The organism is Paraperlucidibaca baekdonensis (assembly GCF_003387535.1).
In the GTDB taxonomy this organism is placed as follows: domain Bacteria; phylum Pseudomonadota; class Gammaproteobacteria; order Pseudomonadales; family Moraxellaceae; genus Perlucidibaca; species Perlucidibaca baekdonensis.
Window position 1 is genome coordinate 22,821 of record NZ_QUNR01000004.1, and the last position, 23,724, is coordinate 46,544.

Consider the following 23,724-nt stretch of genomic DNA (forward strand, 5'->3'; position numbering starts at 1 on the left):
CGAATGTGTCGTGAGCTGAGCAAAGGAGAGCCACACTATGCCATCTGCGCCGAAGCCCACGCTCACCTCGCAACTGATGCGCGCCATCGACTCCTTCGCATTCCCGTTGCGCACCTCGCATTATGTCGAGCTGGTGAACCCGCTGTGGTCTACAAGCAAGTTGCAAGCGCGGGTCATTAAGGTGTGGGATGAGACCAAAGATGCGCGCACGCTAACGCTGAAGCCGGGTTTAAATTGGCGCAGCCATCGCGCCGGTCAGCATGTGCGCGTAGGCATTCCCATCGATGGCGAGCACTTCACGCGCACCTACACCATTTCATCGGCGCCGGAGCGCAACGACGACGCCTTTACCATCACCGTGAAGGCTATTAGCGATGGTAAAATTTCACCGCATATTGTGCGCAATATCAAAGTCGGCGATTACTTGCCCATTGGCTTGCCGCAGGGCGATTTTTTTCTGCCCGATGCGCAGCCGGTGCTGCCACTGTTTATTACCGCGGGCAGTGGTATTACGCCGGCGATGAGCATGTTGCGAAGCTTGATCGCGCGTGATCGCCTGCCCGATACCGTGCACATGCATTACGCGCCGCATGAGCTCGATGTGATTTTTGCCGCCGAGCTGCGTGCCATGGCCCGCACGCAATCGCGCTATACGCTGCATGAAATTCATACGCACAGTTATGGCGAGCTGAAGCAGAGTAAGGGCTATTTTAATGCCGAGCAGATCGACGAGCTTTGCCCCGATTGGCGTACGCGTGATGTCTACGCCTGTGGTCCGCCGGGCTTGATGGCCGCCCTTGAGCAGCATTTCGACAACGCCGGGCGTAGCCAATACTTGCATATTGAGCGCTTTTTAGCCGACTTCGCAGCCATCCCGGCCGATGCCGTGGGTGGCCGCGTGCGCTTTCGCCGCAGCGCCACCGACATCGATGCCAGCCATGATATGCCGCTGTTGCGAGTGGCCGAGGAGGCTGGTCTGAATCCGCCGCATGGCTGCCGCATGGGCATTTGCCATACCTGCAATACCACGCTGCTTGGCGGCGCCGTGCGCGATTTGCGCACTGGCAAACTCATTAGTGATGTTGGCAGTGTTGTGCAAACCTGTGTTTGCGCCACCGCTGGCGACTGCGAACTGGACCAATAGGAGTAAGACCATGAGCCTTCCCACGCACTTAAGTGCTGAGCAAATCGAGGAGTTTGGCCGCGAGGTCGATGCCATTCGCGATGAGGTGTTTGCTAGTCGTGGTGCGCGCGATCGGGCATACATTACGCGGCTTATTCGCGCCGAACGCCTGATGTCTCTGGGCGGGCGCTACCTGATGCTTTTTAGTTTGTGGTTTTTGCCCGCATTGGGCATGCCGCACAGCGGCTGGACGCCCTTGCTGGCGGGCTTGGGGTTGGGCGCGCTGCTGCTGGGCCTAGCGAAGATTTTGGAAAATATGGAGATCGGCCACAACGTCATGCACGCGCAATGGGATTGGATGAAAGATCCGGCCATCCAATCCAATACCTGGGAATGGGATAACGTCGGGCCGTCGGATCAGTGGATTCACTCGCACAATGTCGTGCATCACACCTGGACCAATGTCATCGGCAAAGACCCCGATGTGGGCTACGGCCTAATGCGCGTAACACCTGAGCAGCGCTGGAAGCCGAAGTATTTATCGCAGCCGATTAGCAATATTATCTTGGCGCTATTTTTCCAATGGGGCGTGGGTCTCAACGATATTATTTGGGCCGATAAAACCAATGCCGGCCCACGCAAGGTGCTATTTCAGCGCTTTTTGCGCAAAGCCTACCGGCAGTTGCGCAAAGATTATTTTGCTTGGCCGCTGTTTGCGGCAGCGCTTGCGGCTATCGCTGGTTGGCTGTTGAAGGTCGATAGTTTAGCGGCCGCTTCAAGCGCCTTTGGCCTGATTTTTCTCGCCAATATGGCGGCCAGCACGTTGCGCAATGTGTGGACCAATATCATCATTTTTTGCGGTCATTTTCCTGATGGTGTCGCGCATTTTCGCCCGCAAGACATTGTTGGTGAGACGCGTGCGCAATGGTATGTGCGCCAGCTCATGGGTTCGTGCAATATCCGCGGCGGCACGCTGTTTAATATCCTTTCCGGGCACCTGAGCTTTCAGATTGAGCACCATTTATTTCCCGATATGCCGAGCAATCGCTACCCGGAGGTGGCGCTGCGCATTCAGGCCCTCACGCAGCGTTATGGCTTGCCATACAATAGCGCCTCGTTTTGGCGCCAGTACGGCACTACCACGTGGAAGATATGGCGATTAGCGTTTCCAGGCGGTGGTAAAACGGCTGCCGCCTAGCGCGGTATTGGTGTCGCAAACGATGTGTGCCGATACGGTATTAGCTTGACAGGCCATCGACTGCGCGAATAAACGCCAGAATTTCATCAGCCACTATGCGCGGACTTTCTGCCTGCAAAAAATGCCCAAGGCCGTCGAGCATGATGCTCGTGGCATTGGTGCCCAAGCCGCGGGCTAAGCGCTGATGAAAGTCGGCGTGCATACAGCCATCATCGCGCCCAGCGAGCAATAAGAGCGGCTGCGTAATGGCGCGGCTCATCAGCGCGTAAGCCTGTCGCGTGTTGGCCTGCCACGGCGTAAATAGCGCGCGATAATAGCGCGTGGCGGCCCACGCCATGTCAGGCTGGCTAAACACGGTGCGCGCCGATGCGATGTCATCACGGCTAAAAGCCCAGCTTGGCGACCACCGCCGCCAGGTTTTTTCGACCCAAGCAGCATGACGGGCACTGACCCATCGCCACGCGTGTGCTGACTGCAAATGCGCCATATACGACGAGAGCTTGAGCTGTTTGGGCACGCTCGGTAGAGCATTTAGGCTGTTCAGCAGCGGGTAAAAAGCAGGGATCGCCAGTAGGCTGATGCTCAGCCACTGAACCGATGGGTCGCCACGTTGATGCGCCGCGAGTTGCGCCAGTACCGCGCCCCAATCATGCCCGACTAGATGCGCGTGGCGCTGACCGAGTGCGTCACACCAGGCGTTTAAATCCTTAGCGCAACTCAGTAAATCATAGCTGCCCGAGCGCATGGCACTGGCCGCTGTGTAGCCGCGCAGCCAAGGCATGAGCACTTGATATCCTGCCGCAACCAGCCGATCAGCAACGCCAAACCAGCTCTGTGGCGTGTCAGGAAAGCCATGCACTAAAACCACCAACGGTGCGTCGGCATCGCCCCAGTGTTCAGCGCGTAAGGTCAGACCATCGCGAGTTAAGAAACGCGTGTGTTTGGCAAAACTGATCGATTGACTCATGTCGATGCACCCATTGCAGACTGTTCACGCAGCAAATCCAACATGGCGCGCGCCGCCCGCGATAATGCGCGTTTGGGGTGATAGACCACGCCTAAATCGCGCGACAGCGCGACGTTATTAACAGCAATTGCCACCACGTCGTCATCGCATAAATTTGCTGGCAGCACGCTCCAGCCCAGGCCAATAGACACCATCATTTTCAGGGTCTCCAAATAGTTTGTCTCTAAACTCACCTGCAGCTGCAAGCCTTCGCGCGCCAACATAGCCTCGGTGATTTGCCGCGTAAAGGTATTGCTGGCCGGCAAAATGGCCTCGTGCAAGGCCAAATCTGCTGCCGCAATGGCCCCTGTGCTGGCGGCTTGCAACGCCAAGGGATGATTCACCGCCGCCACTACACATAAAGGGTCAGGCCAGATCACCTCGCTCAGCAAGCGTGCATCGGGCACCGGCGGCAGCGTGACTATGCCCAGCTCCAAGTCGCCGCTGCGCACGGCCTCATAGGCCTGTTCGGAATCAATAAAACGAATATCGAGCTTCACGGCGGGGTGGGCGTGACTAAATGCCCGCAAGCTCGGCGGCAGCCGGTGCAAACCAATATGATGGCTGGTGCCGAGCAGCAGGGTGCCGCTCAATGGCGCCTGCGCGCTGGCCGCCACATCGCGGGCGTGGCGCTGCATATCATCGAGCTCATGCAGCCAATCGCTGGCACGCGGCAGCAGCGCCAGGCCGGTCTCGGTCAGACTAATATGCCGGCCAACGCGATCAAACAGCGGTGTGTCTAGCTGCGCTTCGAGCTGGCTGATGCGCTTGCTAATTGCCGGCTGTGTGATGTGCAGTGCCTGCGCGGCTTGCGAAAATGAGGCATGACGTGCGACTTCAACAAAGGCACGCCAGAGCGCGGTGTCCATAGGTATTCCAATTCGTTATGGCTTATATGAAAACTATAAATTGGATTTATTCGATGCGCTAGCTTAAAGTTCGCATCTTAAGACAGGAGGGCATCATGGCCGGCAAAACCTTATACGACAAATTGTGGGATGACCACGAAGTGATGCGCCGCAACGACGGCTCGAGCTTGATCTATATCGACCGCCAACTCTTGCACGAAGTCACCTCGCCACAGGCCTTTGAAGGCTTGAAGTTGGCCGGCCGCAAGCCCTGGCGCTTAGATGCCAATGTCGCTACGCCCGACCATAATGTGCCGACCGAGCGCGTTGAGCGCGCCGGCGGTGTGGCTGCCATTGCCGATACGACCTCGCGCATCCAAGTACAAACCTTAGATGACAACTGCCGCGATTTTGGCGTCGTCGAGTTCACCATCAATGATATTCGCCAAGGCATTGTGCATGTGGTCGGGCCAGAGCAGGGCTTGACCTTGCCGGGCATGACCGTGGTTTGCGGCGACTCGCACACCGCCACGCATGGTGCCTTTGCGTGCTTGGCGCATGGCATTGGCACCTCCGAGGTCGAGCACGTCTTGGCCACGCAGTGCTTGATTCAGAAAAAGAGCAAAAACATGCTCGTGCGTGTCGATGGCGTGCTGGGCGAGGGCGTGACGGCGAAAGATGTGGTGTTGGCCATCATAGCGAAAATCGGCACCGCCGGCGGCAATGGCCATGCCATTGAATTTGGTGGCCAAGTCTTCCGCGACATGAGCATGGAAGGCCGTATGACCGTGTGCAATATGGCCATTGAAGCCGGGGCACGCGTGGGTATGGTCGCCGCTGATGACAAAACCATCGCCTATTTTGAGGGTCGCCCCTATGCCCCCACGGGCGCGCAATGGGCCGATGCCGTGAGCTATTGGCAGACCTTGCATTCCGACGCTGATGCCGTCTTCGACACTACCGTGGTCATGGATGGTGCCGCGATTGCGCCGCAAGTGAGTTGGGGCACTAGCCCTGAAATGGTCGTGCCAATTACTGCCAGCGTGCCGACACCGGCCGATGCGGTCGATGCCGTGCAGCGCAGTTCGTTTGAGCGCGCGTATGAATACATGGGCTTGCGCGCTGGTCAGGCGATCACTGATATTCAGTTAGATCGCGTGTTTATTGGCTCGTGCACGAATTCTCGCATCGAAGATTTGCGTGCCGCCGCCGTGGTGGCGAAAGGTCGTCAAGTCGCGAGCAGCATCAAGCAAGCTTTGGTGGTGCCCGGTTCTGGCTTGGTCAAGCAGCAAGCCGAAAGCGAAGGCCTGCACACGATTTTTATCGATGCCGGTTTTGAATGGCGTGAGCCCGGCTGTTCCATGTGCTTGGCGATGAACGCCGACAAGCTCGGCAGCGGCGAGCATTGTGCATCGACCTCAAATCGTAACTTTGAAGGTCGCCAAGGTAATGGCGGACGCACGCATTTGGTCAGCCCCGCCATGGCGGCCGCTGCGGCGATTGCCGGTCATTTTGTCGATGTCCGTTCGTTTTAATCGGCCCCAGGAGCTTTCGCATGCAACAATTTACTGAAATGACCGGCTTGGTGGCGCCCTTAGACCGCGCCAATGTCGATACCGATCAGATTATCCCTAAGCAATTTTTGAAGTCGATTAAGCGCACCGGCTTTGGCGTGAATTTGTTCGATGAATGGCGCTATTTAGATGAAGGCTATCCTGGTCAAGATTGCAGCACGCGCCCCATTAATACGGATTTCGTGTTGAACTTGCCGCGCTACCAAGGCGCGCAAGTGTTGTTGGCACGGCAGAATTTCGGCTGCGGCAGCTCGCGTGAGCATGCCCCGTGGGCGCTCGACGAATACGGTTTTCGCGCGGTGATTTCCTCGAGTTTTGCCGATATTTTCTACAATAACTGCTTCAAAAATGGCTTATTGCCGGTGGTGCTCACTGAGGCGCAAGTCGATCAGTTATTTAGCGAGTGCCACGCCACTGAGGGCTATGCCTTAACGGTCGATTTAGCCGCCCAGCAGGTGCGCACGCCTAGCGGTGAGGCCTTTGGTTTTGAGGTCGATGCTTTCCGTAAGCATTGCCTGCTTAATGGCCTCGATGATATTGGCCTGACCTTGCAAGACGCGGAGGCCATCAAGGCCTTTGAGGCTAAAGCGCAGGTCGCGCGGCCCTGGGTATTTAACGCGCTGGCTCGCTGAGCGCCGGTTAGCGACTATTTTGAGTCGGCTTTGAAGGGCCGGCTCACCACAGAGGAATCACGCATCATGAGTCAACACATTGTGCTACTTGCCGGCGACGGAATTGGCCCAGAAATCATCGCCGAGGCGGAAAAAGTCCTCGCGCAGGTCAATACGCAGTTTGCGCTGAATTTAAGCTGGCATCATGAATTGCTCGGCGGCGCCGCCATCGATGCGCACGGTGTGCCGCTGCCCGATGTCACGCTCGATGCCGCGCGCCAAGCCGATGCGATTTTGCTAGGTGCCGTTGGCGGGCCAAAATGGGATGCCATTGAGCGTTCGATTCGTCCCGAGCGCGGCTTGCTGAGGATTCGCGCCGAGCTGAATTTATTTGCCAATTTGCGGCCCGCCTTGCTGTATCCGCAGTTGGCCGCGGCCTCATCGCTCAAGCCTGAGATTGTCTCGGGTCTGGATTTGCTGATTGTGCGTGAGCTTACTGGCGGTATTTATTTCGGCCAGCCACGCGGCATTCGCACGCTTGAGAATGGCGAGCGTCAAGGCTTTAACACCGACATTTATAGCGAGTCGGAGATTCGCCGCATTGCCCATGTGGCCTTTCAGCTCGCGCAAAAACGTAACAAGCGCCTGCTCTCGGTCGATAAAGCCAATGTGCTAGAGGTCACCGAGCTGTGGAAGCAGGTGGTCACTGAGGTCGCCGCCGAGTACCCTGATGTGTCGCTGTCGCATATGTATGTCGATAACGCCGCCATGCAGCTGGTGCGCGCGCCAAAACAGTTCGACGTTATTGTCACTGGCAATTTGTTTGGCGACATTCTTTCTGACCAAGCCGCCATGCTTACCGGCTCGATTGGCATGTTGCCATCGGCCTCGCTCGATCAGCAGCAAAAGGGTATGTATGAGCCGTGCCACGGCAGCGCACCGGATATTGCTGGGCAGGGCATTGCCAATCCGCTGGCAACGATTTTGTCGGTCGCGATGATGCTGCGTTATAGCCTGCAGGCACCGCAGGCCGCTGAAGCCATTGAAGCGGCGGTGGGTCGTGTACTCGATCAAGGCTTGCGCACGGCCGATATTTTCAGCGAAGGCACCACCCGTGTCGGCACGCAAGCCATGGGCGATGCCGTGGTGGCGTCCTTACTCACTATTTAGGAGACGAACATGAAAGTAGGTTTAGTTGGCTGGCGCGGCATGGTGGGCTCGGTGTTGATGCAGCGCATGAGCACCGAAAAAGATTTCGACCACATCGATCCCACTTATTTCACCACATCAAGCCCGGGCAGCATTGCCCCGCATTTCGGTGATAAAGACGCCGGTGTGCTGCAAGATGCTCACAGCATTGACGCCTTGTCGGCCATGGACACCATCATTAGCTGCCAAGGTGGCGACTACACCAGCGAGGTGTTTCCGAAGCTGCGTGCTGCTGGTTGGGCTGGTTATTGGATCGACGCCGCCTCGACGCTGCGCATGGAAGACGATGCTGTGATCGTGCTCGACCCAGTCAACGATGGTCTGGTTGAGACGGCGCTTAACAACGGCGTGAAAAATTTCATTGGCGGTAATTGCACCAACTCCATCTTGCTGATGGGTGTGGGTGGTTTATTTAAAGCCGGCTTGGTCGACTGGGTTACTTCCATGACTTATCAAGCCGCGTCCGGTGGCGGTGCCAATCACATGCGCGAGTTATTGCGCGGTATGGGCGTGATTCATGACGCCGTGACCGAGGAGCTCAACACGCCATCTTCAGCGATCTTGGCGATCGACCGGAAAGTATCCAACACCATTCGCAACGATGTGCCGCGCGAGTTTTTTGGCGCGCCGTTGGCCGGTGGTTTGATTCCGTGGATCGACAAGCAGCTCGACAATGGCCAAACCAAAGAAGAGTGGAAGGGCCAGGCCGAGGTCAACAAAATTCTCGGCACAGACACCACCGTGCCGGTTGACGGTCTCTGCGTGCGTATCGGCGCCATGCGTTGCCATAGCCTCGCGCTGACGCTGAAGCTGAAAAAAGACCTACCACTCGATGAAATCGAGCAGATCATCCGTCGTGGTAATGACTGGGTGAAATGGGTGCCCAACGACCGCGATGACACCGTGGCTGAGCTCACGCCAGCGGCGATTACCGGCACGCTAGCGATTGGTGTGGGTCGTGTGCGCAAGCTCAATATGGGCCCGGAATACATCTCGGCGTTTGTTATTGGCGACCAATTATTGTGGGGTGCTGCAGAGCCGCTGCGCCGTATGTTGCGCATTTTGCTGGCGCGTGAAAACGCCCAGACAGGAGCTTAAACACAAATGGCCGCTATCACGCAGTCGATTGGTTTATTTGGTGTGACGGGCGAGGTTGGCCGCGCTTTTTTCGATGGCCTTGAGGCGCAACCGGCGTTCGTTGGACGTTTGCGTCTGTTTGCCAGCGCTGCCTCCAGCGAAGAGACGCGCGTGTTTCGCGACAAGCCGATTGCTGTGGAGGTCGTTGAAGAGCTCGCTAGCGACCGCTTCGATGACTTGAGCGAAGCCATCTTGGCGGTGCCGGCCGATGTTGCCGATGAACTCGCTGCCGAGCTTTTGCAAGCCGGCGTGCGCGTCTGGGATGCCACGGGTCATTTGCGCGCGCACCCGCGTGCCGTGGCGCTTACCGAGGCTACATCGAGCGATTTATTGATCGTTTGTGATGACCCGCTCACTGCGCTTTGCCAGCCCGTGCTCGATGTGCTGGCTGCACACGCACCACTAACTGAGCTGGCCATCACCGCGCTGTCGTCGGTGTCCTTGCGCGGCAAGGCCGGCGTCAAAGAACTCGCTGCGCAAACCGGCAATCTGCTCAATGGTCGTGGCATTGAACCCAGTGTTTGGCCGCAGCAAATCGCCTTCAATGTGCTCTTGGCTGATGGTCAACGCGATAGCAGCGGCCGTACGGCCCGAGAGCGTCGGATTGAAAAGGCGTTGAGTCACTTAGCCGCGGCCGTCACGGTTGAGCAGATCGTCATGCCACTGTTTTTCGGCGCCATGGTGCAGCTTCGCTGGCACAGCTCTGCGACTATGCCGAATGATCTAAGCGAACGCTTGGCAAGCCTAGCGCATACGCAAGTCATGCCTGCTCAAGCCAGTGAGTTACCCAGCCCAGTCTCCGATGGTGCCGATCACGACGGCGTCAGCATTGCCCGCGTAAATCTGGCGGATCGCCGAGGTTCGCTGTGGATCGTTGCCGATCCCATCCGCGCGGGATTGGTGCGGCCGGTCCTTAACGTCTTGATGAATGTGCCATAAGGCGGCATTATCGCGTTTATAAGTAGCGAATTACCAAGGAGATTTTCCATGCGCCACGGCTTGCAGTACGCCGCCTTTGTGGCCTTCGGCCTGATACTTACGACACCGGCTCAGGCGGTCTCCGTTGGTGACATTCGCCCACAATCGGCCATTGGTGAGCCTTTAGTGGTCGATATTGCGGTTATCGACACCGATGGCATTAGCGACTCTGCTATTCAAATTACGCCTGCGACCGCCGCCGATCATGCCCTTTTAGGCATGCAGCGTCCGGTGTGGCTTGATCAAATGCGTTTCACCACGCAACGTGACGACAACGGCCAACTCGTGGTGCGCGGCCAAGCACCCATTTTGCCAACCGCGACGGCGCAAAACTTTCTGGTACAGCTAAGTTGGCCGGGCAATGTCCGACTTCAACAAGTCGCGGTTAATTTAGCAGATGCCAGCAAGACCCCAACGGCTGATGCTGTCTCGGTACCTAGCATCGCAGAATCCACCGTGATACCGACGCAGCCAGTGACTCCAGAGCCGATGCCAGCGGAGTCGGGCAATGTCATTGCGACTCAGCCAGCGCAAGCAGCTAATATTCCCGTGCCCATTGTTGAGCGACCTGCGCAAACCCGCAGTGGCCCAATCTCTGTACGCCGCGGCGACACGCTGAGCCAAATTGCCAGCGAATGGGATCAAGACCTGAGTTTATTCCAGCGTCAGCAAATCATTCGTGAGGCCAACCCTAAGGCGTTTATCGATGGCAGCATCAACCAGCTGCGTGCCGATGTGCGTTTGCAGCTGCCAGACCCGGCCACCATTGATGTACCAACTGAGGCGGAGTCGAATCGCTGGTATCGTCAAGCGCTCAAACAAGCACAACGCGTCAGCAATCCCGTGGTTGTTGCGCCTGAAACCGCTGAGCCAGAAGCCGTTGATGAGCCGAACCTTACACTTATTGCACCGGGTCAAGGCGAGGGTGAGGCTGCCGGTACGGCCGATACCGGAGCGGATGTTGCCACTGCACTCGCCGATGCCAAGCGTGAACGTGTTGATGCGTTGGCGACTCGCGATCAGTTACGCCAGCGCCTAGCCACATTAACGCAAGAAAGCGCTGCCGCTGATCAGCGTTTGGCGGTATTAGATGATCGTCTCGCGGCGTTTGATCGCGGCGAGACGCCGTCTCTAGAGGAGGCCGCCCCAACGCCCGCTGATGAGCCTGCGACAGCATCAGACAATACCTGGCTGTGGTGGTTATTGGCAGCAGCATTATGGCTAGTGCTTCTCGTTGTTTGGTTGCGCCAACGTGCGCAGCGTCAAGTGGCCGATCACGAAGCGGCCCGCACAGAGCCGGTAGTCGAAGCAACACCCGAAGCGCCCGTGGCTGTTGAGCCGCCAGCTGAGCATACATTTGATGACAGCTTTGCTGATTTAGCGCCGTCTGCCGCCGCGCTAGGCGAATACGATGCAGCCCCTGCGGAAGAGGAGGAGTACGATTTCCTCAGCGACAGCGATGCTGAAGCCTTTCAAACGCGCTTAGACCTGGCTCAGGCGTATCTGGACATGAATGAAGATAATGCCGCACGCGAGCTATTAGAGCGTGTGCTGGAGGGCGGCTCGAGCGATCAACGCGTACGCGCTCAAGAACTGCTCAACAGTATCGGCTAGTCGCTCCGTTGACTACGCAGCGCTATGCCATCGGCGTTGAATTCGATGGCCGTTTTTTTCGTGGTTGGCAAACGCAGCAAATCGGCGTCCCAAGCGTGCAAGCCACGCTTGAGGCGGCGATTAGCCGAGTGGCCAACCATCCTGTCATTATTCATGGCGCCGGACGAACCGATGCCGGTGTGCATGCCTCTGGCATGATCGCGCACTTTGATAGTGATGCTAATCGCAGCGAACGTAACTGGCTCATGGGCGTGAATAGCTGCTTGCCGGAAAGCATCACGCTGCGCTGGCTGACACCCATTGATGATGATTTTCATGCGCGCTTTCATGCCACAGCGCGGCGCTATCACTACATCATTTACAACCACCCGCGGCGCTCCAGTCATTTGGCAGGTCGGGCGACGTGGCATTACCACACGCTCGATCTTGCACCGATGCAAGCGGCTGCTCAGCTCTTGCTCGGCCGTCACGACTTCAGCGCTTATCGCGCCGTGGCTTGCCAATCCAATCGCCCCGTGCGCGATGTGCATTTTATTGATATCGAGCAGCGCGGCCCGCTCATCCGCCTAGACATTCAGGCCGATGGATTTTTGCATCACATGGTGCGTAATATCGTCGGCGTCATGTTTGCGATAGGCCAAGGCCATGCCGAGCCGTCATGGGCCGCCGACGTGTTGGCGAGCAAAAATCGCAGCATGGGCGGCATCACAGCACCACCCGATGGCTTGTATTTTGTCGACGCGCATTATGCTCAGGCATTACCGCGCGATAGTCTCGGTCCGACTTGGCTGTCGGCATGGCCTTGTCGGTAGCATTTGTTGAGCGTATCCGTCTGAAAATGGTGAGAATTGTCACTCAAGTCTTGGCATGCAGGCATTTTGCGCGTTTACTGCACACAAATTAGCGACATATAAAAAGGGAGCTTCACGGTGCACAAATTTCTACAAATCAGTTGTTTGGTATTAGCGTCGCTCGGCTTTAGCAGCGTTGCGCAGGCCTTTTCAGTCGAACAGATGTCAGCATGGTCCGCGCCCAATGAGCCATTACGCATGGATATTGCGCTATCTGGTTTATCAGTGGCTTATGCCAGTGAGGTGCAAGTGCGTGTGGCCAGCGAGGCGGATTATTCGCGCCTTGGCCTGACGCGCCCGGATTGGGCCAACAGTGTGACATTCCAAATGATCACACTCCCTGACTACCGTGTGGTGGCGCGTGCCACTTCAACCGCCGCCGTGACAGATGACCCGGTGACGTTGCTAGTGGACATTCGCACACCCGGTGAGGGGCGCTTGCAACAGGTCGGTGCAACATTGGGCGGACAGCCGATTGCGGCGAAACAGCCAGCGCCTGAGCGTACCGTTGCGCCTGTGCCAACTAAGCCGCGTGCAATCGTGAAAGTCGCGCCATCGCCACGTGCCAAATCATATGACCCGTCAGCCCCGGTCGCGCGCGTTGCGTCGAGTTCGGCTACCTCGGCACAGGCCGCACCTCAGCAAGCAACACCCAGTGCATTGGCTGACATGGCCGCTACTGGCGCCGATATGGCTGATGACGCAGAGCAAGAGCGTGCCGCATTGGTGCAAGGGTTGCAGGCGGCTAAAGCACAGGTCACAGACCTTGAGGCGCGCCTAGCCGCATTAGATCAGCAGGCCATGATTCGGGCCCAGTCGGCCGCCAGTGAAGCAGCCGCTGCAGATGAGACAACACCTGCGATGTCTGATGACACCCCAGTTGAAAGCGAAACAGGCCTGACCGATGACGCCGCGATGGTTGCTGAGCCGGCTGAATTATCTGGTGAGGCGGCAGCTATGGTCACTGGCGAGGCGGTAATAGAGGAGCCGGTGGTCAGCACGTTGAAGCCCTATCAGCTTTTTGCGCGCTTTATGATACTGGTGGTGGCGCTTATTTTGCTGGCCTTTTTCTTGATCGATAAAGTCCGCAATCGTCGTTAAAACCTAGGCTTAGGCCGTGCCACAAGGCATGGCCTTTGTTACACTCGCTGGCAGATTTTAGCTTAGGTATTTCTTGTGTCGCTGCCTGCATCTCATCGAACTCGCGTGAAAATCTGCGGCATTACTCGTCGTGAAGATGCCCTGCACGCCATCGCCGCTGGCGCTGATGCCTTGGGCTTTGTGTTTTATGCGCCGAGTCCGCGCGCGGTCAGCGCAGAGCAGGCGGCAGCCATCATTGCGCAATTACCGCCATTTGTGACAACCGTGGGCTTATTTGTCGATGCCTCCGCTGAATTCGTGCACGCCACGCTCGCCGCTACGCCGTTAAGTTTGCTGCAATTTCACGGCGATGAATCAGAGGCATTTTGCCAACAATTTCTACGCCCTTATGTCAAAGCGCTGCGTGTTCAAGCGAATGACAATGTGGCAGCTCGCATGCAGCAGTTTCCCTCGGCTGCCGCTATTTTACTCGATGCATGGCATCCCACTCAGCATGGCGGCACGGGGCTGGTGTTTGACTGGCAGCAAGTACCGCACGAACTGTCCAATCGTGTGGTGTTGGCAGGCGGCTTAAGCGCGGCTAACGTCGGCGATGCTATCCGTGCCACCAAGCCGTATGCTGTGGATGTCAGTGGTGGCGTAGAGTCAGCGAAAGGCATCAAATGTGCCGACAAATTAAATGCCTTTATGGCAGGAGTTCAATCAGCATGAATGCACCGCAGCCGGTAGATTTTGCCCAATTTCCAGACGCCCGCGGGCGCTTTGGTATACATGGCGGGCGCTTTGTTTCCGAAACCCTCATGGCCGCACTCGATGACCTCGACCAGCTTTATGCGCGTCTGAAAAACGACCCAGACTTTCTCGCGGAGTTCGATCACGATCTCGCGCAATACGTTGGCCGACCATCGCCGCTGTACCATGCTGAACGCTGGAGTCGCGAGCTCGGTGGTGCGCAGATTTATCTCAAGCGCGAAGACTTAAACCACACCGGCGCGCACAAAATTAACAACACCATCGGCCAGGCTTTGCTGGCTAAGCTGTCGGGCAAAACGCGTGTCATTGCGGAGACCGGTGCGGGTCAACATGGCGTTGCCACCGCCACCATTGCCGCGCGTTTGGGCATGGAGTGCGTGGTCTATATGGGCGCTGAAGATGTTAAGCGCCAATCGCCTAATGTCTATCGCATGAAACTCCTTGGCGCCACGGTGGTGCCGGTCACCTCGGGCTCGCAGACATTAAAAGATGCGCTTAATGAAGCCATGCGCGACTGGGTGACTAACGTCGATAACACCTTTTACATCATTGGCACGGTGGCTGGTCCGCACCCATACCCCATGATGGTGCGCGATTTCCAGTCGGTTATTGGCCGGGAAGCGCGGCGCCAGTGCTTAGAGCAGACTGGCAAATTGCCCGATGCCTTGGTGGCCTGTGTTGGTGGCGGCTCCAATGCCATTGGCCTGTTTCACCCGTTTTTGGCTGATGAGTCGGTGAAAATTTACGGCGTGGAAGCGGCGGGGCATGGCGTCAGTGCCGGCGATGGCCAGCACTCTGCACCACTCAACGCCGGTCGTCCGGGCGTGCTGCACGGCAACCGCACCTACTTGATGAGCGATAACGACGGTCAGATCATCGAGACGCATTCGGTGTCGGCCGGTTTGGACTACCCGGGCGTGGGTCCGGAGCATAGCTGGCTCAAAGATATTGGCCGTGCCGAATACGTGACCATTAATGACACCGAGGCGCTGGCCGGCTTTCATCGCCTAACGCGCACGGAAGGCATCATTCCGGCGCTAGAGACTAGCCATGCCTTAGCCTATGTGGAGAAGCTGGCGCCCACTATGCGCAGCGACCAAATCATCATCGTTAACTTGTCTGGCCGCGGCGACAAAGACTTGATGACCGTCGCCAATATTGATCAAGAGGGTTAATGCGTGAGCCGTTTGACTGCGTGTTTTGCTGAACTTAAAGCCTCGGGCAAAAAAGCCTTAATTCCTTATATTGTTGCCGGCGATCCAACGCCAGATATCACCGTGGCCTGCATGCATGCCATGGTCGCGGCAGGCGCTAATGTGCTTGAGCTCGGCGTGCCATTTTCCGACCCCATGGCCGATGGCCCGACCATTACACTTGGCCATGAGCGCGCCTTAGCGCGTCACGTGTCATTGCGTACTGTGCTGGCCATGGTCAGCGAGTTTCGTCGCCAGGATGCCATCACGCCGATTGTGCTGATGGGCTATCTTAACCCGGTCGAGATGATGGGCTATGGCGCCTTTGCCGATGCCTGCGCAACGGCCGGCATCGATGGCGTATTAACGGTCGATATGCCGCCGGAAGAAGCCGACGATCTGATGGCGGAGTACGCGCGTGTTGGTATTGACCCCATTTATTTGCTCGCGCCCACCACCACCATGGCCCGTGCGGCGCGCATTACCGCGGCGGCTAGCGGCTATGTCTATTATGTGTCACTCAATGGCGTCACGGGTTCAGCCGCGCTGAATGTTGAGGCCGTGAGTGCGCGTATCGCCCAATTGCGTAGTCTCACGCAATTGCCGATTGGCGTAGGTTTTGGTATCAAGGATGCTGAATCGGCGGCTGCCGTGGCGCGTGTCGCTGATGGCGTTGTGGTGGGTTCAGTCTTAGTGCAGTGCATGGGCGATTTAGCGCATGCGCCCGAAGAAATTCCAGCGGCGGTAGCGGCTATTTTAGCGCCGCTGCGTGCCGCTATTGATCAAGCCTAAACAGGCCAAGTCAGTTTACGCTGACTTACAAGGAGTCTTAGATGAGTTCGAGCTGGCTAGAGCGCATTTTGCCAAATGTTGGTGCGCAAGCGTCGGGCGAGCGTCGCGCGGCAGTGCCTGAGGGCTTGTGGCGAAAATGCCCGAAGTGTGAGTCGGCGCTGTATCAGGCAGAGGTTGAGCGCAATCAGCATGTGTGCCCCAAGTGCCAGCACCATTTACGCATTGGCGCGCGCGAGCGGATTAACTTAACGCTCGATGCAGAAGGCCGCGAAGAGCTAGGCGAGGCACTATCGCCAGTCGATATTTTGAAGTTCAAAGACTCCAAGCGCTACAGCGACCGGCTTGCCGATGCCCAAGCTAACACCGGCGAAAAAGACGCTTTGGTGGTGATGAAAGGCAGTATCAACGAGCTGCCTGTGGTGGTGGTGGCCTTTGAATTCGATTTTATGGGCGGCTCCATGGGCTCAGTGGTCGGCTCGCGCTTTGTGTTGGCCGCTGAGTATTGCCTAAAGCACAATATGCCGCTGATTTGCTTTGCCGCATCTGGCGGTGCGCGCATGCAAGAAGCCCTATTTTCATTGATGCAAATGGCGCGTACGTCAGCCGCGCTTGAGCGCATGAAAGCTTCCGGCGTGCCGTATATTTCGGTGCTCACTGACCCGGTTTATGGTGGTGTGTCGGCCAGCTTGGCCATGCTTGGCGACATCAATGCCGCTGAGCCCAATGCGTTAATTGGCTTCGCTGGCCCGCGTGTGATCGAGCAAACTGTTCGCCAAAAACTGCCAGAGGGCTTTCAGCGCTCCGAGTTTTTGCTTGAGCACGGCACCGTCGATGTCATTATCCATCGCCACGAAATGCGCGACAGTCTGTTTCGGTTGTTAGCAAAGTTCGTGCACTTTCCGGTGTGAGCATATCTCGCACCAGCAGCCAGAGCGATGAGCTCGCCATGACCAGCGCTCAGTGCGTCAACGATTGGCTCAGCATCCTCGAGCAGCGCCATCCTAGCACCATTGATCTGGGCTTGGCGCGCATTGGTCAGGTAGCTGATCGGCTCACCTTGACCACGTTTGCATGCCCCGTCATCACGGTCGCCGGCACCAATGGCAAAGGCTCAACGGTCGCCACAATTGTCGCGATCGCTCAGGCTGTCGGATGGCGCGTGGCCAGCTATACATCGCCACATCTGGTGCATTTTCACGAACGCATTCGCTGCAATGAACACTTAATTTCAGACCACGATTTAGTCGCCGCGCTCGACGCCATTGAGGCTGTTCGTGGTGATGTGTCACTGACGTATTTTGAGCACACCACCTTAGCGGCGCTTTGGTGGTTTCAACGCCAAGCGCCAGATTTAGTGGTGCTGGAGGTGGGCTTGGGTGGTCGCCTAGATGCCGTCAATCTGGTGGATCCGACGGTGGCTGTGATTACCAATATTGGCTTGGATCACACCGATTGGTTGGGTGATGATTTAGCCAGCATTGCCCGCGAGAAGGCAGGCATTATGCGCGCTGGGCGTCCCGTGGTGCTAGGCGAGCGTGAGCCGCACGCCGAGCTGTTGCAGCGCGCGCAAGCACTCGGTGCAGCGATATCGCGTAAAGGCGTGGATTACGATTTTTTAGTGAAAGCTGAGCAGGGTGCTTGGCAATACGGCGACTGGATTTTGCCGTTGCCGCGCGTAGCCTTGGACAATGCCGCCACGGCCATTGCCGCATTGCAGGCGTTGGCGCATGTCTCGACGTGCCGCGTTGGTGTGGCTGAAGTCGCGGAAGGTTTGCGCGCGGTGCAAGTTACTGGGCGCATGCAATCACTGCCATGGCCTGCCTCTATACCGGGCACATCCATGCCAGCATTGTGGCTCGATGTTGCGCATAATCCCCATGGCGCCGCGTTTCTTTGGCAACACATGCCGCCGCTTGCCGCACCGGGACGCACCATTGCGGTGTTAGCGATGCTCGCCGATAAAGATGCCGCCGGCGTTATGGCGTGCTCGCGTGATGCCGTTGATGTCTGGTGTTTGGCGACGTTGTCGGGCGCGCGAGGTCAGACAGCGGCGGCTCTCGCGTCGGTTGCACAGACTCAACAGTTGGCCGCTGTGTCGACACACGAGAGTGTCATTGCGGCACTTGCTCAGGCACGACAACTCGCCACAGCAGACGATCGTGTCGTGGTTTTCGGTTCGTTTTACACGGTTTCGGCCGTGCTAGCACTCAGTGAGTAGCGTATGGATAGGGTGATTGGGCAGCGTGTTTTAGGGGGTGTGGTGTTGGTGGCTGCCGCCGTCTTATTTCTACCAATGGTGCTCGAAGGCGCAGGCGTTGCGGCCTTGCAGCCACCTGAGATTCCAGCCAAGCCCACGGTGCCAACAGCCGGCGATTTGGCGCCGGCTTTGCAAGATCAAGCCGCGACACTGGAGACCGATATTGCGGAAAGTCATGGCGAGCCGACGTTTTATCCAGTGCAGCCCGCCACTCGTGCTGCTCCTGAGGCAACTGAGGCAGTGCCTGAGCGCTTTCGCTTAGCCGAGCCTGAGGTAGCGCCGCCCCCAAAAGCCAAGCCAGTGGCTGAGCCGGCGCCGGCGCCAAAAGCAGTGACCAAGTCGGCTCCAGAGCCAAAAGCTAAACCAGTGCCGGAGCCGAAAGCCAAACCAGCCCCAGAGCCGAAAGCTAAGTCTTTGCCGGATGCTTGGGTCGTTCAAGTCGCCAGCTTAAGCTCGAAAGCCAGTGCTGACGACCTGGTTGCACGCCTACGCGAACGGGGCTTTCGTGCGGCGGCCACCAATATAAATGGCGCCTATAAGATCAGTGTGGGTCCCGAGCTCGATCGCGCCATTGCCGAGTCGCTGAAAGAGCGTCTGCGCAATGACAGTGAACTAAAACTCAACGGTTTTATTCTTCCCTACCGCCCCTAAGGCCATGACGGCGCATGTTGCAATTGATATGATGCGCGCCATCTGGCCTTTGCCTCTCGTCTGTGATTTTTGAGCTTATGCACCCGGCAGATATTGTTATTTTGGTTGTGCTTGCACTGTCGCTGATCTTCGGATTTTCGCGCGGTTTGGTGCGCGAGGCAATTGCCTTGGCTGGCTGGGTATTAGCAATTTATTTAGCCCGCGCGTACAACGAGCCAATGGCCGCTTGGTTAGCACAGTGGGTCAGCACGCCTTCGGTTCGGCTGGTGATGTCCTACGGCAGCCTGTTTTTGGGCACATTAGTGGTGTGCAGCTTGGGCGGTCATGCCATCAGCATGATGCTGCGCGCGGGCGGCTTAAGCTTATTGGATCGTTTCTTCGGCGGGCTCTTTGGTGTGCTGCGCGGCGTGGTGCTCTGCCTGATTGCTTTGATGCTGATGGCACCGTTTATTCGAGAAGATGTGTGGTTTCGCGAGGCGCAACTGCCGCGCGCAATCTTGAAATATGAATCGCTTGCACGCCAGCTGAAAGACAAGGCGATTGCTACGGTTCGCTCCCCAACTGCTAGCGAGTCGGCTAGCCAATAAGCTTGTGAGGTCATCATGTGCGGAATCGTTGCCATTGCCGGAAAAGCCCCGGTTAACCAGGCACTTTATGACGCGCTCACGGTGCTGCAGCATCGCGGCCAAGACGCCGCCGGCATCGTCACCAGCGATGACCATCGCTTATTTCTCCGCAAAGACAACGGCATGGTGCGCGACGTTTTTCATACGCGCCACATGCTGCGTTTGGCTGGCCACTATGGCATTGGCCATGTGCGCTATCCCACCGCGGGCTCATCGAGCTCGGCCGAGGCGCAACCGTTTTATGTCAACTCGCCCTATGGCATCACGCTCGCGCACAACGGCAACCTGACTAATTCAGAGGCCTTGGCGAAAGACATTTATCGCTCCGATTTGCGCCATGTTAATACCGACTCTGATTCCGAAGTACTGCTCAATGTGTTTGCCCACGAGTTGCAAATTCGCGGCAAAATCGTGCCCAGCATCGATGATATTTTTGCCGCCGTGAGCGGTGTGCATACGCGCTGCAAGGGGGCTTATGCCGTGGTCGCCATGATTACCGGCTATGGCATTGTTGGCTTTCGCGACCCGTTTGGCATTCGTCCGATCATTTTTGGTGAGCGCGACACGCCCGCTGGCAAGGAGTACATCATTGCTTCCGAGTCGGTGGCAATCACCTCCGTGGGCTTTCGTATCGTTCGCGACTTGCTACCGGGCGAGGCGATTTTCATCGATAACGAAGGCAATATGCACACCCGCCAATGCGCCGATAAACCGGTGTTTTCGCCATGCATTTTTGAGCATGTGTATTTCGCGCGGCCAGACTCCATCATCGATAATATCTCGGTCTATAAAGCCCGTTTGCGCATGGGTGAAACGCTCGCCAATACCATCCGCGAGCTGCATCCTGACCTTGAGATTGATGTGGTGATTCCGATTCCCGACACCAGCCGCACGTCGGCGCTGGAGTTGGCCAATCAGCTCAATGTGAAGTACCGCGAGGGCTTCATGAAAAATCGCTACATTGGTCGCACATTTATTATGCCCGGTCAGGGTCAGCGCAAAAAATCCGTGCGTCAAAAGCTCAATCCCATCGAGCTCGAATTTATGGGCAAGAATGTGCTGCTGGTCGATGACTCGATTGTGCGCGGCACGACCTGTCGCGAAATTATTCAAATGGCGCGTGATGCTGGCGCGAAAAACGTCTATTTCGCCTCTGCCGCACCGGCCGTGAAGTTCCCTAATGTCTACGGCATCGATATGCCGGCTCGCAACGAGCTCATTGCCTATGGCCGCAGCGAGCAAGAGGTCTGCGAGCTCATCGGTGCCGATGCGCTGATTTATCAAAAGCTCGATGACTTAATCGCCGCGGCGCGTGAGGGTAACCCTGACATTGAGCGTTTTGATTGCTCAGTGTTTGATGGCGACTACGTCACTGGCGATATCAACGAGTCGTATTTAGCGGCCTTGGAAGTCTCGCGCAGCGACGGCGCCAAGCGTAAAGTGCCACAAGGGCCTAACCTTGTTGACCTATCCAACGGCGAATAACTGATCCGGAGACCGGCATGTCGCAGAACGATTCAACCCCGCGCTTTGATACGCTGGCGGTACGTGCCGGTAATATTCGCAGTGATCATGGCGAACACTCCGAGGCGCTATTTTTAACGTCTTCCTATGTCTTTGCCTCAGCCGAAGAGGCCGCGGCTCGCTTCGATGGCTCTGAGCCGGGCAATGTCTATTCGCGTTACACCAACCCCACGGTGCGCAGCTTCGAAGAGCGTTTGGCGGCACTCGAGGGCGGCGAAAAGGCCGTAGCAACAAGCTCTGGCATGGCTGCGATTTTGGCCACCGTGCTGGGCTTGCTGAAGGCCGGCGATGAAATCGTGACGTCGCAAAGCCTGTTTGGCACCACCAATGTGCTGTTTGATAAGTACGCGCGTAATTTCGGTGTCAGCACAGGCTTTGTGCCGCTCGCCGATTTGGCGGCTTGGGAGGCAGCGATTACGCCGGCGACCAAGTTGTTTTTTATTGAGACGCCGAGCAATCCGCTCGGCGAGTTGGTCGATATCGCCGCGCTAGCTGAATTGGCGCACAAACACGGCATTTTGCTCGCTGTCGATAACTGTTTTTGCACACCGGCACAGCAGTTACCTTTAGCGCTCGGCGCTGACTTAGTTATCCATTCCGCCACCAAATACCTCGATGGCCAAGGCCGTGCGCTCGGTGGCGCGGTGGTCGGCTCGGCGGCCTTGATCGCTGATATCGTTGGCGTGGTGCGCACCTGCGGCCCGGCCATGAGCCCGTTTAATGCCTGGGTATTTCTCAAAGGCTTGGAGACATTACGTATTCGCATGGCGGCGCACACGCAAAACGCACAAGCCTTGGCGCAATGGCTAGAGCATCAAGCGGGAGTAGTCGCCGTGCATTACACCGGCCTGAAGTCGCATCCGCAACATGCGCTGGCCTGTCGTCAGCAAACCGGCTTTGGCGGCGTCTTGTCATTTGAAGTGGCGGGTGGCCGCGAAGCGGCGTGGCGTTTTATCAATGCCACGCAGTTGCTGTCGATTACCGCGAATTTGGGCGATGCCAAATCCACCATCACGCATCCCGGCTCGACCACGCATGGACGTTTGAGCCCTGAGGCGAAAGCAGCTGCGCGCATTAGTGAGGGCTTGATTCGCATTGCCGTGGGCTTAGAGGACATCGAGGACATTAAGGCCGACTGCGCCCGTGGCCTAGCCGCGCTTTGAGTGCCTGTGATGCATGCGCGCCGTGACGCCGCTCGCTAAGCATTCGCCAGGCTACCGGCAGGTTTCGCGCGCCTTATTGCTGGGTGGCTTTTCAACCTTTTGGTTGCTGTATTGGCCACAACCTTTGCTGCCGCACTTTGCCCGCGACCTGCAGCTTAGCCCGGCACAAAGCTCAGTCATTTTGTCGGCTGCCACTGCGGCGTTGGGCTTGGCCTTAATTCCTGCCAGTGTCTTGGCCGATCGCTTTGGCCGTCGTCCTGTGATGGTGGCCTCACTCTTTATAGCAGCGCTGTTAACCCTCGCCACCGCATGGGCCCAAAACCCTGAGCAATTACTGATCTTGCGCGCTCTGGCCGGCGTGGCGCTTGCCGGATTGCCAGCGACCGCCATGGCTTATGCTGGTGAGGAGGTTGAGCTCAACGCGGTCGGCTCGGTGATGGGCATTTACGTGGCCGGCACCGCGCTGGGCGGCATGAGCGGGCGCTTAGCCACGGCCTTAGTTGCTGAGCATTGGCCATGGTCGGATGCCGTGGCCTTGGTTGGTGCTATTGGCCTAGTGGCGGCATTACTGATGTGGTGGTTTTTGCCGGATTCGCAGCAGTTTCAAGCGCGCGCTTTGCCGTGGTCTCGCGCAGGCCGTCAAGCCTTTATGCGCGCGCTTCGTGCGATTACCCGCGATGCTACTTTGTGGGCGTTGTATATCACCGGGTTTTTATTGCTCGGTATTTTTGTGGGGCTCTATAACTACTTGAGCTTTCGCCTCGAATTGCCGCCATTTTCATTTACCTCAGCGGCTATTGGTGGCGTGTTTCTGCTGTACTTGCCGGGCTCTTTAGCCTCTGCGTGGTCAGGTCGACTCACGCGCCAGCTCGGGCGAGCACCTGCCTTGGCGTGGATGTGGTTGGCTATGTTGCTGGGTTTGTGTTTGTCACTGCTGCCCAATGTGATCTGGCTGATGTCGGGTGTGGCGCTGTTTACCTTTGCCTTTTTTGGTGCCCACGCGATGGCCAGTAGTTGGGTCGGGCAGCGCGCGGGGCAACATAAAGCCCTGGCGGCGTCGTTATATTTGATGAGCTATTACTTGGGTGCCAGCATATTGGGCACGTATTCTGGAGTAGCTTGGGACGGCTACGGCTGGCTGGGCGTTGTCGGATTGTTGTCGTTGGCACTGTTGGTCGGTGTGGCCTTGCTCTGGAGCATACGCCGCGCCTCCATGCATCAATAAGTCGTGGCCGCACGAGCTTGTGTGGCCACGATGGAAAACCGCTACGCGCGCTTTACAAAACGTATGATGGCAATCAGCACAACAGCACCGACGGTGGCGACAATAATTCGGCCAACGAAGCCGCCATCGGCAGAGAGCCCGAGTGCTGAGAATAAATAGCCACCTAGCACGGCACCGACAATGCCCACGACAATATCGCCAATGATGCCAAAGCCGCCGCCTTTCATCAGCACACCGGCGAGCCAACCGGCCACGAGGCCCACTAAAATTAAACTTAACATCTTTTTTTC

The 23,724-nt window shown here is 57.3% G+C and carries 23 protein-coding genes; 20 read left to right on the plus strand and 3 right to left on the minus strand.

The window, feature by feature from the left end; genetic code table 11:
- The first annotated feature begins 37 nt into the window (after window positions 1-37).
- Together DFR26_RS08845 and DFR26_RS08850 are read left to right on the plus strand one after the other, a co-directional pair.
- The gene (locus DFR26_RS08845) at window positions 38-1,144 is read left to right on the plus strand and encodes a ferredoxin reductase (RefSeq protein ID WP_116208616.1); all 1,107 of its coding nucleotides are present in this window, start codon (window positions 38-40) and stop codon (window positions 1,142-1,144) included.
- Between the two features lie 10 nt (window positions 1,145-1,154).
- Window positions 1,155-2,321, plus strand: a complete 1,167-nt coding sequence (locus DFR26_RS08850; RefSeq protein ID WP_116208617.1) for a fatty acid desaturase family protein — start codon at window positions 1,155-1,157, stop codon at window positions 2,319-2,321.
- 40 nt (window positions 2,322-2,361) lie between these two features.
- Here the strand turns inward: DFR26_RS08850 and DFR26_RS08855 are convergent, their stop codons facing one another.
- Window positions 2,362-3,288 (minus strand): alpha/beta fold hydrolase, encoded by a 927-nt coding sequence (locus DFR26_RS08855; protein ID WP_116208618.1) that lies wholly within the window; start codon window positions 3,286-3,288, stop codon window positions 2,362-2,364.
- Entirely contained in the window at window positions 3,285-4,196 is a 912-nt protein-coding gene (locus DFR26_RS08860; protein WP_116208619.1) for a LysR family transcriptional regulator, read from the minus strand. Before DFR26_RS08860 ends, DFR26_RS08855 begins: the two co-directional genes overlap by 4 nt.
- A gap of 95 nt (window positions 4,197-4,291) precedes the next feature.
- On the opposite strand from DFR26_RS08860, the gene leuC reads away from it, so the two are divergent.
- From leuC to DFR26_RS08950, 18 genes are all read left to right on the plus strand, one after another.
- The gene (gene leuC / locus DFR26_RS08865; RefSeq protein ID WP_116208620.1) at window positions 4,292-5,710 is read left to right on the plus strand and encodes a 3-isopropylmalate dehydratase large subunit; all 1,419 of its coding nucleotides are present in this window, start codon (window positions 4,292-4,294) and stop codon (window positions 5,708-5,710) included.
- Window positions 5,711-5,730: 20 nt separating this feature from the next.
- Window positions 5,731-6,381 carry a 3-isopropylmalate dehydratase small subunit gene (gene leuD / locus DFR26_RS08870; RefSeq protein WP_116208621.1) on the plus strand — a complete coding sequence of 217 codons (651 nt, stop codon included), beginning with the start codon at window positions 5,731-5,733 and terminating at the stop codon, window positions 6,379-6,381.
- Between the two features lie 66 nt (window positions 6,382-6,447).
- A complete protein-coding gene (gene leuB, locus DFR26_RS08875) occupies window positions 6,448-7,530 on the plus strand; it encodes a 3-isopropylmalate dehydrogenase (protein WP_116208932.1) in 1,083 nt (360 codons plus the stop codon).
- A gap of 9 nt (window positions 7,531-7,539) precedes the next feature.
- On the plus strand, window positions 7,540-8,667 hold the full coding sequence (gene asd, locus DFR26_RS08880) for an aspartate-semialdehyde dehydrogenase (protein WP_116208622.1): 1,128 nt from the start codon (window positions 7,540-7,542) through the stop codon (window positions 8,665-8,667).
- A gap of 6 nt (window positions 8,668-8,673) precedes the next feature.
- Window positions 8,674-9,645: an Asd/ArgC dimerization domain-containing protein gene (locus tag DFR26_RS08885; protein WP_116208623.1), complete on the plus strand. Its 972-nt coding sequence runs from the start codon at window positions 8,674-8,676 to the stop codon at window positions 9,643-9,645.
- Between the two features lie 48 nt (window positions 9,646-9,693).
- Window positions 9,694-11,298 carry a motility hub landmark protein FimV gene (locus tag DFR26_RS08890; RefSeq protein ID WP_116208624.1) on the plus strand — a complete coding sequence of 535 codons (1,605 nt, stop codon included), beginning with the start codon at window positions 9,694-9,696 and terminating at the stop codon, window positions 11,296-11,298.
- A gap of 8 nt (window positions 11,299-11,306) precedes the next feature.
- Window positions 11,307-12,110, plus strand: coding sequence for a tRNA pseudouridine(38-40) synthase TruA (truA, locus tag DFR26_RS08895; protein ID WP_116208625.1), 804 nt, complete (start codon window positions 11,307-11,309; stop codon window positions 12,108-12,110).
- A gap of 117 nt (window positions 12,111-12,227) precedes the next feature.
- Window positions 12,228-13,250: a type IV pilus assembly protein FimV gene (locus DFR26_RS08900; protein WP_116208626.1), complete on the plus strand. Its 1,023-nt coding sequence runs from the start codon at window positions 12,228-12,230 to the stop codon at window positions 13,248-13,250.
- A 75-nt stretch (window positions 13,251-13,325) separates the two neighbouring features.
- A complete protein-coding gene (locus DFR26_RS08905) occupies window positions 13,326-13,961 on the plus strand; it encodes a phosphoribosylanthranilate isomerase (protein ID WP_425453363.1) in 636 nt (211 codons plus the stop codon).
- Entirely contained in the window at window positions 13,958-15,178 is a 1,221-nt protein-coding gene (trpB, locus tag DFR26_RS08910) for a tryptophan synthase subunit beta (RefSeq protein WP_116208627.1), read from the plus strand. The genes DFR26_RS08905 and trpB overlap by 4 nt, the downstream gene beginning before the upstream one ends.
- Before the next feature lie 3 nt (window positions 15,179-15,181).
- Window positions 15,182-15,988, plus strand: a complete 807-nt coding sequence (trpA, locus tag DFR26_RS08915) for a tryptophan synthase subunit alpha (protein ID WP_116208628.1) — start codon at window positions 15,182-15,184, stop codon at window positions 15,986-15,988.
- Between the two features lie 41 nt (window positions 15,989-16,029).
- Window positions 16,030-16,896, plus strand: coding sequence for an acetyl-CoA carboxylase, carboxyltransferase subunit beta (accD, locus tag DFR26_RS08920; protein WP_116208629.1), 867 nt, complete (start codon window positions 16,030-16,032; stop codon window positions 16,894-16,896).
- Window positions 16,897-16,934: 38 nt separating this feature from the next.
- Window positions 16,935-18,206 (plus strand): bifunctional tetrahydrofolate synthase/dihydrofolate synthase, encoded by a 1,272-nt coding sequence (gene folC, locus DFR26_RS08925; protein WP_116208630.1) that lies wholly within the window; start codon window positions 16,935-16,937, stop codon window positions 18,204-18,206.
- Between the two features lie 3 nt (window positions 18,207-18,209).
- A complete protein-coding gene (locus DFR26_RS08930) occupies window positions 18,210-18,896 on the plus strand; it encodes an SPOR domain-containing protein (protein ID WP_116208631.1) in 687 nt (228 codons plus the stop codon).
- Between the two features lie 77 nt (window positions 18,897-18,973).
- On the plus strand, window positions 18,974-19,483 hold the full coding sequence (locus tag DFR26_RS08935) for a CvpA family protein (RefSeq protein WP_147300289.1): 510 nt from the start codon (window positions 18,974-18,976) through the stop codon (window positions 19,481-19,483).
- A gap of 15 nt (window positions 19,484-19,498) precedes the next feature.
- On the plus strand, window positions 19,499-21,007 hold the full coding sequence (purF, locus tag DFR26_RS08940) for an amidophosphoribosyltransferase (protein WP_116208633.1): 1,509 nt from the start codon (window positions 19,499-19,501) through the stop codon (window positions 21,005-21,007).
- Window positions 21,008-21,024: 17 nt separating this feature from the next.
- Window positions 21,025-22,209 carry an O-succinylhomoserine sulfhydrylase gene (locus DFR26_RS08945; RefSeq protein ID WP_116208634.1) on the plus strand — a complete coding sequence of 395 codons (1,185 nt, stop codon included), beginning with the start codon at window positions 21,025-21,027 and terminating at the stop codon, window positions 22,207-22,209.
- Between the two features lie 13 nt (window positions 22,210-22,222).
- Window positions 22,223-23,434 carry an MFS transporter gene (locus tag DFR26_RS08950; protein WP_116208635.1) on the plus strand — a complete coding sequence of 404 codons (1,212 nt, stop codon included), beginning with the start codon at window positions 22,223-22,225 and terminating at the stop codon, window positions 23,432-23,434.
- Window positions 23,435-23,475: 41 nt separating this feature from the next.
- On the opposite strand, the gene DFR26_RS08955 is transcribed toward DFR26_RS08950, so the two are convergent.
- Window positions 23,476-23,715: a GlsB/YeaQ/YmgE family stress response membrane protein gene (locus DFR26_RS08955; protein WP_116208636.1), complete on the minus strand. Its 240-nt coding sequence runs from the start codon at window positions 23,713-23,715 to the stop codon at window positions 23,476-23,478.
- Window positions 23,716-23,724: the final 9 nt, after the last annotated feature.